This is a genomic window from Shewanella sp. BJSY2023SW005, assembly GCF_047314585.1.
Lineage (GTDB): Bacteria > Pseudomonadota > Gammaproteobacteria > Enterobacterales > Shewanellaceae > Shewanella > Shewanella algae.
In genome coordinates, this window is record NZ_JBKORJ010000053.1 from 280,553 (window position 1) to 293,254 (window position 12,702).

Consider the following 12,702-nt stretch of genomic DNA (forward strand, 5'->3'; position numbering starts at 1 on the left):
GTTAGCTTCAATACTGCTTGTATTCATCCGGGATGGGTTGATTGAGGGGGATAGGTTTGGGCCGAGTGCCCTTGCCTTTTTGGTATTGCCTGAGCTGGAACACATAGGCGAGCACTTGGGCTACAGCGGTGAACAGGCCTTCGGGGATCTGCTGATTGAGCTTGGTAGTATGGTAAATCGCCCGCGCCAGAGGCGGCGCCGACACTATGGCAACCTGGTGCTCTCTGGCAATTTCACGAATTTTAAAGGCCACATCGTCGACGCCCTTGGCCAGCACAAAGGGCGCTGGTGACTTGTCGACATCGTACTTTATCGCTACTGCGAAGTGCTCGGGGTTAACCACTATCACATCGGCCTTGGGCACTTCACTCATCATCCGCCGCTGGGCCATCTCCCTTTGCAACTGGCGAATACGGCCTTTGACCTCGGGCTTTCCTTCGGTGTCTTTGTACTCGTCTTTGACTTCCTGCTTGGTCATCCGCAATTGCTTGGCGTGGTTCCAAATTTGAAACGGCACGTCAATGACCACTATCACCAGGGTGGACGCACTCAGTAGAATAAACATCCATACCAAGAGATCCAATGCATGGCGTATATTGCCCGGCAGGTGATCCTGCGACAACCTGAGAATATCTTCAAAGTAGAAGCTCAGCAGCAGATAGGCTGACAGTGCCACCACGGAAAACTTGGCGATCCCCTTGGCCAGCTCCACCAGCGCCTGTACCCCGAACATCCTTTTAAAGCCGGTCATAGGGTTCATCTTACTGCCCTTGGGCATGAATGCCTGGGTCGAAAAACTGATACCGCCTAGAACAATATTACCGACAAAGGCCACGAAACCGAGAAACAGAATAAAACCGGCCATAGGCCAACCCAGCTCGGCGGCAACTATACCCCAGACATTGAACATGCTGTTGGTATCGAATATCTGATCCCGTTCCATGGAGAAGATACGGCTCATGACAGAGGCCAGACTGGCGGCCAGACTTGGCCCCAGCATGGCAAAACCCACGGCTGCGGCCAACAATACCGCCGAGGTGCCCAACTCTTTTGACCTTGCAACCTGCCCCTTCTCTCTGGCCTGTTGCAAGCGCCTGGAGGTTGCCTCCTCGCTTTTTTCCTGCCCGTCTTCGTTCTCTGCCATCAGGGGACTCCATCCAGATTACAGGTCAGCTCCAGCATGTCACACAGCAACAGCTGCGCCGCATGCCAAACCTCATCGAAGTGAGCCATCACAGGCCCCAGTGTCAACCAAAGAATAATCAGGCCACCTATCATGGTAACGGGAAAACCTATGGCAAAAATGTTCAGCTGGGGCGCCGCCCGGGTCATCACCCCGAAAGAGAGGTTAACGGTAAGCAGTGCGATAATGGCCGAGATAGACATGGTCAACGCGGCGCCGAACATATAACTGCCCCACTCAGCCAGGGTGCGATAGTTGGCAATTTTGATCCCTTCGCTGGATACCGGCAAGGTTTCAAAGCTTGCCACCAGCATACGTATCATTACCAGGTGGCCATCGACCGCCAGGAAGATCATGGTGGTCAGCAGCAAAAAGAAGTTACCTATCACAGGCGTCTGCTGCCCTGAGCTGGGATCCACCATGGAAGCAAAGCCCAAACTGGTTTGCATGCCGATTATCTGCCCGGTCAGCACAAAGGTTTGCATGATGAGCAAGGTAACAAACCCCATGGCGGTACCGATAAGAATCTGTTGAGTAGTAATAAATACTGCTGCGAGAGAGAAAAGATCCACTCCGGGCATGGGCGGCAAGACAGGCGCTATTGCCACAGTCAGGGCCAGCGCCAGCAACAAACGGACTCTGGCAGGCGTGGTATTGGCGCCGAAAACCGCCATCACCATCAACATGCTGGCCACCCGAAACAATGGCCAGAGGTAGGCGGCCAGAGTTTGTTGGATGCTGTTGAACAGTATCTCCATGGCTCAGCCCACCACTTGCGGGATCCTGTGAACCATCTCGATAAAGAAATCCATCATGGTGCGCACCAGCCAATGACCGATAAACATCAGTGCAAACAGGGTCATCAAGAGCCTGGGCAGAAAACTCAGAGTCTGTTCGTTAATGGAGGTAGCCGCCTGAAACACTGCCACAATCAAGCCTATGATCAACCCGGGCACCACTATGGCCGAAACCATCATCACGATCACCGCCAGGGCTTCGCGGAAAATGTCGATCAGTGACTCGGGGGTCATCTGCGCCTCCTATAAACCGAAGCTGCCGGCGAGAGTGCCCATCACCAGGGTCCAGCCATCAACCAGCACAAACAACATGATCTTGAACGGCAAGGAAACAATCATGGGGGATAACATCATCATACCCATGGCCATCAGAATACTGGCCACCACCAAATCCAGCACCAGAAAAGGCACAAACAGCATAAAACCTATCTGGAATGCGGTCTTGAGCTCACTGGTGATAAAGGCCGGGATCACCACTGTCATGGGAGCATCTTCAGGGTTGTTGATGTTCTGGTAGCCGGAGATCTCAATAAAGGAGTTGAGATCCGTGGTGCGGGTTTGTGACAACATAAACTTTTTCAGCGGCGATTGTCCGGCATCGAATGCCTGCTGCAAGGTCATGCTGTCATTCATGTATGGCTGCACCGCGTCATCATAGATGCGGTCAAACACAGGCGCCATGATAAAGAAGGTCATAAACAGGCTCATACCGATAAGAACCTGATTGGAAGGGGTTTGTTGCAGGCCTATAGCCTGCCGCAGGATAGACAAGACCACTATGATACGGGTGAAAGAGGTCAGCATGATCACCATGGCCGGCAGGAAACTCATGGCGGTCATCAGCAGCAGGATCTGCATGGTCACCGAATACTGAGTCGAGCCATCCGGCCCGGTAGTCACGGTTACCGCCGGAAACAGCGCATCCTGAGCCTGGGCAAAGCCAGGCAGCAGCATCAGAGGTAATAGCAGCAGTGGCCAATATTTCATGATGGTTTCACCCTGGCCTGCCTGAGCTTGGCGGCGAAGCTCTCATTGTCTATGGTCACCGGCCGCTCCAGCTTATCGACCAAGGAGACTTGCGCCGCGGTGACTCCCAGCAGGTATTGCTGCCCATCCAGTTCTACCAATACCAGCTTCTCTTTCTGCCCAAGCGGGGTAACTGCCAGCGTCTTGATAGCCGATTGGCTGCCCGGCACCAAATTGAGGCGTTTCACCAGATAGGCCAGCACAAAAATCAACGCCAGCACCAGAATAAGCCCGCCCATCATGCTGGCCATGGTCGCCAGGCTGCTGCCACCGTCGTGAGTCAAGGCGGTTGCCGCCTGGGTCGTCGTTTGAGTCATGGCCACCGGCTTATTTGAGTTTCTTGATACGTTCGGTCTGGCTTATCACATCCGTCAGACGAATACCGAACTTGTCGTTGACCACTACCACTTCGCCATGGGCAATCAAGGTGCCATTGACCATCACATCCAGAGGTTCACCGGCGACTCTATCCAGCTCCACTACCGAGCCCTGGTTGAGCTGCAACAGATTGCGGATACTGATAAAACTGCGCCCCACCTCCATGGAGATAGTCACGGGGATATCCAAAATGGTATCCAGTTTGGCGGCTTCCTCTTCAGACAAGGGTTTGGCATCGCTCTTGAGCTCATCCAAATCAACCGCCTTGGCCTCCTCTTCAGCCTGCTCGGCCATGGCGGCAGCCCAATCGTCCATCTCTTCAGTACTCATTCTTTATCACCTTATATATCCGAGATATCCTTGGATTTACCCTTGCGGGTTACCAGCTGCAGTTCGGTCTTGACCGTTTCCGGACGCGGGATCTTGTCGCAGATCTTCAGCGCCAGGTTTTCCTTGACTCTCCCCAACTTACATCTGTAAGTAGGCAAGTCCTCAATCTTCATCACTATATGCTCAGGCAACTCAACCGGGATCACATCACCGGCCTTGAACTCCATTACTTCCCTGAGAGTCATCTCTTTTTCAAGCAGACGTGCATCCAGCCCCACTTCGACATCCATGATCTCGTCTTTCAGCGCCTGAGACCAGCGCATATCGGTATCTTGCTTGTCGCTTTGAACCCCGGCATCCAGCAGTTCCCGGATGGGTTCGATCATAGAATAGGGCATGGTAATGTGAAAATCGCCACCGCCGCCGTCCACTTCAATATGGAAAGAGTTGACCACAACCACTTCGGTCGGGCTGACAATGTTGGCCATCGCCGGGTTAACTTCTGAGTCCAGATAGTCGAATTCGACATCCATCACAGGCGCCCAGGCATCTTTGTAATCTTCAAAGATAATCTTCAGCAACAGCTGTACTATGCGCCGCTCTGTCGGGGTAAATTCCCGCCCTTCGATCTTGGCATGAAAGCGGCCATCGCCACCAAAGAAGTTATCCACCAGAATAAACACCAATCTGGCTTCCATGGTAATCAGTGCCGTCCCCTTGAGTGGACTGAAGCGCACCATATTCAAACTGGTGGGCACAAACAGAGTGTGCACATACTCACCAAACTTGAGCATTTGCACGCCGTTAATGGAGACTTCGGCTGCCCGGCGCATCATGTTGAACATGCTGATCCGCAGGTGACGGGCAAAGCGCTCGTTGACAATTTCCAGGGTCGGCATCCGGCCACGGACGATACGATCCTGTGAAGAAAAGTCATAGGATTGGGCGTCGTGTCCCGACTCCTGGGCATCCTCTTCTTCGACGTCGTCCACGCCATGAAGCAGCGCATCAATTTCGTCTTGGCTTAATAAATCACTCACGATATTGCCTTCGCCTCTTGTCCCTGTTACTGCATCACAAAGCCGGTGAACAGCACTTTCTCAACGACTTTACGGCCGGTAACCGGTTGCAGTGTGTTTTGTACATTGAGCAGCGCCAACTGTCTGAGCTCATCCTTGCCCGCCTGGCTGCTGAGCTTTTCAACATCGGCACCGCTGAAAGTGGTCAGCAGTGCATCTTCAATCAAGGGAATATGCTTCTTGAGAGTGACATCGTCATCACTGCCACGCACCATGAGCTGTACCTTTATCTCCACCAGCCTGGAACGGTTGGCCCCCGGCAGATTGAACAGAAATGGTCTGGGCATGGCCACATAGAAGGCTTCCCTGCTGTTATTGGCCTGAGCTTCTTCGGTTACCTGCTCACCTTCGGCCGCATCGACCGCAGTATCATCTGAACCGCCCAGGAAAAACCACAAGCCAGCACCGACCAGCAGCAACACCACCAAACCAATGCCGCCGAAGATAAAGAGTTTCTTTTTGCTTTTGGGCGCCGGTGCCTCTTGCAGCTCAAGCTCTTCTTGCTCTGCCATTCTCTACCCTTTCCCTTAATCAACCGCAATGCCCGCGGAAAAATACCATCCCTATAGGTTACCTGCTCAGGCGTAATAATCTATACCCGAGCCATAACTTGTTGTGTGATTTGTGCTTTGTGCCGTTTCTTCGGCGGAAATTTCACCATTGGTGCCCTCTTGGGCAAAGCCACCGCCATTGCCACCTTGCTGCTCGCCTTGCTCCCGACCACCTTGAGAGATGTGGCTATCGGCCAGGTTCATTCCCTGCTCCTGCAGCATTTCTCTCAATCTGGGCATGGCCTGTTCCAGCATATCCCGGGTTTGTGGTTGGGTGACATGGAACTGCACCTGAGTCTGATCACCATGCACCTGAACCCTGACCATCATGGCTCCAAGCTCTGGTGGGTCGAGACGAATTTCAGCCTGCTGCACACCATTACTGACCATGGTAATCAACTGCTGCCGCATCACGGGGGCAAAACGCTGCACCATATCGGCGGTTTGCAGTGATTGCTCCATTCCCTGCCTCAATGACAGTTGATATTGGGCCATCTCTCCCCTTTGGGGAGGCTGCAATCCTTGTTGATGCAGCTGTTGCTGGAATGGGCTGATATCTGTCTGGGTTGATGCCGCATCGCCCTTGAGCGCCTGATGTATGGCGTCACTCACAGGGCTTCGTACCTCGGCAGCAGTCTGAGTACCTTTCACCTCAGCCTTGAGTAAGCTGGCGAGAACATCCTTGGCTGCAGCTTTGTCACTCTTGCCGTCAGCGCCAACAGACATTGCCGCCGCGGCCACCGCAGCACCCAAGTTGCCGGCAGTATCTGTCTTGGCCTTATCGGCAATTGCGCTTTGCGCCAAGATCTTGTCACTCTTTTCCTCAGCGGCATTGAGCACAGCTTCACGAACCACTGCAGCCATACCATCCTGAGTCGCCGCCTTACGCGCTGACTTATCAGCATCCGGCCAACCCATTTGTTGCTCTCCTTCCTGAGACTTGGCCTTTTCCGCTGTTGCAGCCGCCTTGTCGAGAGCCAGCAAAGGAGCATCTATAGTTTCATCCTCTGCTTTGCTATCGCCTTTGCTTGCCGCTTTCTCATCAGTATCGGCCAGTTTGGCACTGTCTTCTTCACTCTCGTCGCCTTCGTCAGCGGCAATCACCTCTGCGCCTTCCAGACTATCTGTCACTACCATGCCAAGCTCGGCACTCCCCTGCTTGAGGTTTTCCAAGAGCTTCATCTGCTCTTCGGGAGACATGGCCTTGATCTCATCTTCTTTGAGCCCGGTGAGAGCGGCAATCTGTTTCAGCAGGCTCACCTCATCCACTTCGGTGACTATGGTGCCGTCTTCAGACGGCAATTTCTTGCCCATGGCTATTTGCCCCAGAATAAGCGAGACATCGACGGCCTGCTCAGCTTGGGCACCTTCCCTGATAAGACTGCCAGCGGTAAATCCCGGCTTGGCGCCTTGCGAGTCGAACGAAAACTTAGCCTGCGCCTGTTGATAAGCGGCGAAAAAAGCTTCGTTATCAGTAGATTGTAGTGCATCTGTGGCGGCGACTCCCTTGCCGCCCGCATTGCCGATCAGGATATTGGATAACTGCTGCATGCCTTCCTCCAGCACCTAGGCCCTCAATAGATAAAGATAGGCCGAGTCAAAATTAATGTCTCTGTCTCAAACAAAGCAAAATTCACGCCAATAAAAAATATAGAATGAATATTAAGGAATTGTCCGGGAATGGATGTCGGAATGGGCTCAATGGTTGAGCTTGCGACGGAAAAACTGCTGGGAAGCAAACTCATCGATGAGTTTCTGCTCCTGTTTGGCGGCTTTGGCTTCGGCCTGCAGGGCTTTTTTCTCCAACAACATCTCCACCGCCTTACGTTTTTGCTGCTTCTCCAGCCAATGTTGCTGTCTATAGCCCCGCTGCTTATCGGCCTCGGCGACCACGGCAAGTTGTTGCCCTATGGCATCATCTACCTGACGCACAAATCGATGAAACTGCTGGTAATAGGAGGCGCCAATGCTCTGCCCCTGCTGGGCATCGAGTTGCTTCATATAGTCGAGACGGTATTCCTGCAGCGCCTGCAGCTGAGACTTACGCCTCTGGCATTCCATTTGCGCGGCTTTAAGCTGCAGTGCTGCCTGCTCTTCGGCTTCGACCGCCAGTTTCAACACTGTGTGCAAAGGATCGGATTTAGCCATCTGTAGTATTATTCCTTAAAATTGCCTGCCTTGCGGGCCTTAACCCGGCGCTCTATTGAGATCAGGCTACCCCCCTATTGTCACTGAATTTTTTATCGAGCACGCAAACTCCTGCACTGAATTGCATTACACCTTACATTGGGCAGCAAGCTGCCCCAACATCTGCTGGCAATCGCTGAAACTAATGGCATCGCGCATCCCCTGCCGCAAAAAGGCGTTCATGGCGGGTTGCAGGCGTATGGCGTTGTCGATACGCGGATCCGAGCCTTGGGAATAGGCACCAATGGAGATCAGATCCCGGTTTTGCTGATAGAGCGAATAAACCTGCTTGACGCGCCGCATCGCTTCCAGGTGCGCCTCGCTGATCACCATAGGTGCCACCCGACTGATGGAAGCTTCAATGTCTATCGCCGGATAATGCCCTGAGTCGGCCAAGGCCCGTGACAACACTATGTGACCGTCCAAAATGGCCCGCGAGGCATCGGCAATGGGATCTTGCTGATCGTCCCCTTCGGTAAGCACAGTATAGAAGGCTGTGATCGAGCCCTGACCTTCACCACCATTACCGGCGCGCTCCACCAAACGGGGCAACTTGGCAAATACTGAAGGCGGATACCCTTTGGTTGCCGGCGGCTCACCGACCGCCAGGGCGATTTCCCGCTGTGCCTGGGCATAACGGGTCAGGCTATCCATCAACAGCAGGACGTCATAGCCGAGATCGCGAAAATACTCGGCTATCCGAGTCGAGGTTTCGCAGGCACGAAGGCGCATCAAAGGGGAGGTATCGGCCGGGGCGGCTATGACCACAGAGCGGGCCCGCCCCTCTGCGCCCAGGATCTCTTCGATAAACTCTTTCACCTCCCGGCCACGCTCCCCCACCAGGCCAACCACAATAATGTCGGCCGTGGTGCCGCGGGTCATCATGCCAAGGAGCACACTCTTACCCACGCCGGAGCCGGCAAAGAGCCCCATACGCTGGCCCTTGCCCACGGTAAGCATGGCGTTGATGGCTCTGACGCCTACATCGAGCGGTTCGGTAATCGCCCGTCTGGCCAAGGGATTGATTGCCGGGCTATGGCGCGAGGCTTGTTCGTCTGTGTGCAGGGCGCCCATACCATCGAGTGGCTGGCCATTACCGTCCAGCACCCGACCAAGAAGACTCAAACCGACGCTGAGCCCGGTTTGCTCACCGAGCGGCATCACTTTGGCTCCGGGCAGCACGCCCCTGAGTTCTTCCACCGGCATCAGATACAATAGCTCATCGTCGAAACCTATCACCTCGGCAATAAGCTTACCCGCCATGGTATCTATGGCACAGAGACTGCCGACCGGCGCCCGGCAACCACTGGCTTCCAGCGTCAGGCCAACCACCCGCACCAACTGGCCACTGGCAACCGCTTGAAACGGCGCCTGCTTTTCGGCCAAGTGTTTGAGTTCACTCAGCAGTTGGCTTCGGCGCTGCTGCATCATGAGTGTCTCCTTCGCTGGGCTGTTCGCCCTCTTGGCTTGCGGTCTCGGCCTTGTCGGTCACAGCGGCTGTTTGTTCATCTGCAAGCGTTTGCTCCTGCTCGCTGTCCTGTGGCGGCGGGCTTGGCCTATCGTCTATTGCGGCCTGCTGCTGGGCGGCCTTTTTCGCCAACATGGATTGTTCGGCTTCAAGATTGGCAAACACCCCTTCCAAACGGGGTTCCAGACGCATATCCACTTGCGAGCGTTGGCTGTCCACCACACAATCGCCACGATTGAGGCCGGGATCGGCTTCCAGTGTCCAGCGGTTACGTGTCAGTTGCTCTTCACCGTAGAGCTCGCTGACCAAAGCCATATCTTCCGGGTGCAAACGCAGATTCACTTTCTGCTCTTTGAGTGGCAGGGCATCTATCCCTTGCCTGAGCGCAGCCAGTATATGTTCCGGGTGGGTCTTCAGCTCATGGGCTATGAGGTTGCGCGCCAAAGTGCCGACCAAGGTCAGTAGCGATTCTTCTATCTGGGTATCCAGCAGCGCCAGCGGCGCCTCGAACTGAGCTAGCAAGGCGTCGAAACGTTCTATCATGGCGGCGGCCTGTTGCAAGCCTTCTTCCCGGCCTTGCTCAAGCCCCTGGGCAAAACCTTCACTGTGGCCCTGTTCCAAGCCCTGAAGACGGCCTTCCTCCAGGCCTTTGGCCAGCCCTTGCTCCTTGCCTTCGGCAAAACCTTCCTGCTCGGCTTGCTCGCGGATAGATTCGATTTCAGCCAAAGTCGGTGGTGATACAGCCTCTTCGGCGGCCTTGGGCTCTATGCGTCCTGGCTTATAACCAAACAGATTACTCGGCTTAAGCGGCATGGCGTCACCCACATCGGGCAACTGCCAATTAACAAACTCGTCCGCTTCATCCGGCGGCAAAATGTTGTGGGACACCTTTTTGTCTGTCATTCAAACTCGCCTGTCAGAGGAATTCTTCACTGCCGCCGCCACCGAGCATAATCTCTCCTGCATCGGACAAGCGACGGGCGATGGACAATATCTCTTTCTGGGCCACTTCCACTTCACTGATACGAATTGGCCCCATGGCCTCGAGATCGTCACGCAGCAATTCGGCGGCACGTTTGGACATATTGCCGAGGATCTTTTCCTTCAATGGCTCGTCGGCGCCCTTGAGCGCCTTCATCAGTACATCCTGCTGCACTTCCCGCAGCAGCGTCTGAATGCCACGGTCGTCGACATCGATCAGGTTTTCGAACACGAACATCAAGTCCTGGATCTGCTGCGCCATCTCTTCGTCGGACTCGCGCAGGGTTTCCATCAGTTGGCTCTCCACCCCGGTATCCAGGTAGTTCATAATATTGGCAGCGGCCTTCAAGCCACCCATCTTGGCCGCCTGGGCGCCACCCTGACCGGCAAACTGTTTCTCCATGATGTCGTTAAGCTCCTGCAGTGCTGCAGGTTGCACCTCTTCAAGGTTGGCGATACGCATCATCAAATCGAGACGGGTGTTTTCCGGGAACTGGGCAAAGATTTCCGCCGCCTGATCCGGTTCAAGATAGGACAGTACAATGGTTTGGATCTGCGGGTGTTCGTTCTGGATAATAGTCGCCACCTGTCTGGCGTCCATCCACTTGAGCGAGTCGAGGCCTTTGGCGCCACTGCCCATGACAATCTGCTCGATAAGGTTACCGGCCTTGTCTTCACCCAATGCAGTAGTCAGTGCCTTACGCACAAACTCTTCGCTGTTAAAGCCTATGGAGGAGTATTTCTGGATATCATCCAGAAACAGCTTGTGAACCGCAACCACCTTCTCCTGGCCGAACTCCTGCATGGCCGCCATGGCCATACCCACCTTTTGAACCTGTTTGGGTTCCAAGTGTTTGAGAATAGAGGCCGCATCGGCTTCACTGAGACTCAGCAACAAAATGGCGGTCTTCTCAATCCCGTTGAGATTCTTGACGTCGAAGCCGCTCTCGGCTGGTTTATCCGCTTTTTTTTCAGGCATCTTCTTGCAACCAGTTCTTCACCACTTGGGTGGACAGTTCAGGTTCATTGGCCACCAGAGCACGTATGGCCTTAATCATATCATCATCTTTGTGCAGATCCGGTATCAGAATCGAACCGTCATCGGCATAGCTGTATTCACTTTCAGGGCGGTTGAGCATGCCCAGGGTGTCGGCAGCGTACTGATCTTCAATATCTGCCAGCTCATGCCCCAGCGCAGGTTCATCCGGCATATTCTGGCCATCGGGGTAGATGAGGCGCTTGAGCATGGGACGCACCACGAACAGGATAAGCACCAAAATCACCAAGGCACCTATGCCGAGTTTCATCGCCCGCCAGAACCAGGGCTGCTCCCACAGAGGTGGCTCAGGCAGGTCTTCAACCAGTTGATCCATAAAGGGCACAGTCACCACTTCTATCATGTCACCCCTTTGGCTGTTGAAGCCAACGGCGCCTTCCAGCAAGCGACGGATATTGGCCATCTCTTCACCTGTGCGAGGCACTCTGGCGACCTGACCATTTTCACCGGCAGCACCTGCCTTGTAGTCGACCGCCACTGAGACACTGACCCGGCGTACTACACCTATCTGCTGACGGGTATGGCTGATGGTGGTATCCAGCTCAAAGTTACGGGTCGCTTCCCTATGGCTGTTGCCTGAAGTAACACTGCTGCTTTCTGTAGCATCGGCAGCGTTTTCAGGAATATTGGACTCCATCGGCGGCTGATTGGAAAGGGCTCCGGGGATGCCGCCACTGCTGCCACCAACGCTGTTGTTTTCCACTGTCATTTCACTGCGGAGTGATGGCAGATCCGGATTGAAACGCTTGGCAGTTTGCTCGACCGCGGTGAAGTCCATGCTGACATCCACCTGGGATGTGAAGTTTTCCGGACCGAGGATCGGCATCAGAATCGAGTCAATCTTGGTGCGGTATTCGTTTTCTTTTTGCTGCACCAGCTCAAGCTCGCGTCTGGCGCGGGCAGATACCCCATCCTGACTGCCTGAGTTCAGCAAGCGGCCGTTGGAGTCTGTCACTGTAACCCGGCTGGGTTCCATGCCATGAACCGCTGAGGCAACGATATCGACTATCGCATCAACCTCTTCCTGCCCCAAACCGCCCCTACGGGTATTGACCACCACAGTGGCACTGGGTTTGGCGCGATTGCGGGCGAACACATTTTCCTTCGGCAGCGCCAGGATCACCTTGGCACGGCTGACACTATTGAGCTCTTCAATCGCCCGCGCCAGGTTCATCTCCTGACTCTGCTTCAGCCTGGCCTGTTCCATCCGCTGACTGACACCAAAGCCGGAATCCTGGCTCAGATAATCCTTGGCCTCGGCGCTGGAATCTATGCCGGCGCGGCTCAGCATCATCTTCACGTCCTGATACTTGTCTTCAGGTACAGTGATCACATCGACTTCAATCTTGTACGGTACCCGGTTCTTATCCAGTACATCGAGTACCTGCACCATCTCCTGGGTATCCATTTTGCCCAGTGGCCGATATTCTGGCTCCTGGGCCCAGATCATCACAAATACCGCCAGAGCCAGACAGATAGCCAATGCCAGGATCATGGTGATCTGCCGCAGCATATCCACTCCCCCGAGGGAGCCCAATACACCCGACTTGTTTTCCTGTTGGACCCCTTCCAGCGTTGTTCCACCGGCGGAAACATTGGATCCTGCTACTAATTCTGTGCTCACGGTGCGTTCCTGTTATCCGGGATCTGTGATGCAAGCAGGCC

Annotated in this window: 14 protein-coding genes; all 14 read right to left on the reverse strand. The window is 54.5% G+C overall.

Features of this window, described 5'->3' with window-relative positions; all coding sequences use genetic code 11:
- Nucleotides 1-7: 7 nt before the first annotated feature.
- The 14 genes from flhB to fliF all read right to left on the reverse strand — a co-directional run bounded on the left by flhB (nt 8) and on the right by fliF (nt 12,661).
- Nucleotides 8-1,144 carry a flagellar biosynthesis protein FlhB gene (gene flhB / locus ACMHXI_RS17055; protein ID WP_044734083.1) on the reverse strand — a complete coding sequence of 379 codons (1,137 nt, stop codon included), beginning with the start codon at nt 1,142-1,144 and terminating at the stop codon, nt 8-10.
- A complete protein-coding gene (fliR, locus tag ACMHXI_RS17060) occupies nt 1,144-1,941 on the reverse strand; it encodes a flagellar biosynthetic protein FliR (protein ID WP_117200499.1) in 798 nt (265 codons plus the stop codon). The genes flhB and fliR overlap by 1 nt, the downstream gene beginning before the upstream one ends.
- Nucleotides 1,942-1,944: 3 nt before the next feature.
- On the reverse strand, nt 1,945-2,214 hold the full coding sequence (fliQ, locus tag ACMHXI_RS17065; protein ID WP_025887440.1) for a flagellar biosynthesis protein FliQ: 270 nt from the start codon (nt 2,212-2,214) through the stop codon (nt 1,945-1,947).
- 9 nt (nt 2,215-2,223) lie between these two features.
- On the reverse strand, nt 2,224-2,934 hold the full coding sequence (fliP, locus tag ACMHXI_RS17070) for a flagellar type III secretion system pore protein FliP (RefSeq protein WP_234506375.1): 711 nt from the start codon (nt 2,932-2,934) through the stop codon (nt 2,224-2,226).
- A 29-nt stretch (nt 2,935-2,963) separates the two neighbouring features.
- Nucleotides 2,964-3,323, reverse strand: coding sequence for a flagellar biosynthetic protein FliO (fliO, locus tag ACMHXI_RS17075; RefSeq protein ID WP_025011068.1), 360 nt, complete (start codon nt 3,321-3,323; stop codon nt 2,964-2,966).
- Between the two features lie 10 nt (nt 3,324-3,333).
- The gene (gene fliN, locus ACMHXI_RS17080; protein ID WP_025011067.1) at nt 3,334-3,714 is read right to left on the reverse strand and encodes a flagellar motor switch protein FliN; all 381 of its coding nucleotides are present in this window, start codon (nt 3,712-3,714) and stop codon (nt 3,334-3,336) included.
- An 11-nt stretch (nt 3,715-3,725) separates the two neighbouring features.
- Entirely contained in the window at nt 3,726-4,754 is a 1,029-nt protein-coding gene (fliM, locus tag ACMHXI_RS17085; RefSeq protein WP_117200498.1) for a flagellar motor switch protein FliM, read from the reverse strand.
- Nucleotides 4,755-4,780: 26 nt separating this feature from the next.
- Nucleotides 4,781-5,305, reverse strand: coding sequence for a flagellar basal body-associated protein FliL (fliL, locus tag ACMHXI_RS17090; RefSeq protein ID WP_025011065.1), 525 nt, complete (start codon nt 5,303-5,305; stop codon nt 4,781-4,783).
- A 66-nt stretch (nt 5,306-5,371) separates the two neighbouring features.
- The gene (locus ACMHXI_RS17095; RefSeq protein WP_335920228.1) at nt 5,372-6,895 is read right to left on the reverse strand and encodes a flagellar hook-length control protein FliK; all 1,524 of its coding nucleotides are present in this window, start codon (nt 6,893-6,895) and stop codon (nt 5,372-5,374) included.
- Between the two features lie 147 nt (nt 6,896-7,042).
- The gene (gene fliJ / locus ACMHXI_RS17100) at nt 7,043-7,492 is read right to left on the reverse strand and encodes a flagellar export protein FliJ (protein ID WP_107111786.1); all 450 of its coding nucleotides are present in this window, start codon (nt 7,490-7,492) and stop codon (nt 7,043-7,045) included.
- 126 nt (nt 7,493-7,618) lie between these two features.
- The gene (gene fliI / locus ACMHXI_RS17105; protein WP_028779131.1) at nt 7,619-8,959 is read right to left on the reverse strand and encodes a flagellar protein export ATPase FliI; all 1,341 of its coding nucleotides are present in this window, start codon (nt 8,957-8,959) and stop codon (nt 7,619-7,621) included.
- Nucleotides 8,928-9,902: a flagellar assembly protein FliH gene (gene fliH, locus ACMHXI_RS17110; RefSeq protein ID WP_107111785.1), complete on the reverse strand. Its 975-nt coding sequence runs from the start codon at nt 9,900-9,902 to the stop codon at nt 8,928-8,930. Before fliH ends, fliI begins: the two co-directional genes overlap by 32 nt.
- A 13-nt stretch (nt 9,903-9,915) precedes the next feature.
- Nucleotides 9,916-10,959: a flagellar motor switch protein FliG gene (gene fliG, locus ACMHXI_RS17115; protein WP_025011061.1), complete on the reverse strand. Its 1,044-nt coding sequence runs from the start codon at nt 10,957-10,959 to the stop codon at nt 9,916-9,918.
- On the reverse strand, nt 10,952-12,661 hold the full coding sequence (fliF, locus tag ACMHXI_RS17120) for a flagellar basal-body MS-ring/collar protein FliF (RefSeq protein ID WP_071237829.1): 1,710 nt from the start codon (nt 12,659-12,661) through the stop codon (nt 10,952-10,954). The genes fliG and fliF overlap by 8 nt, the downstream gene beginning before the upstream one ends.
- Between the last annotated feature and the right edge of the window lie 41 nt (nt 12,662-12,702).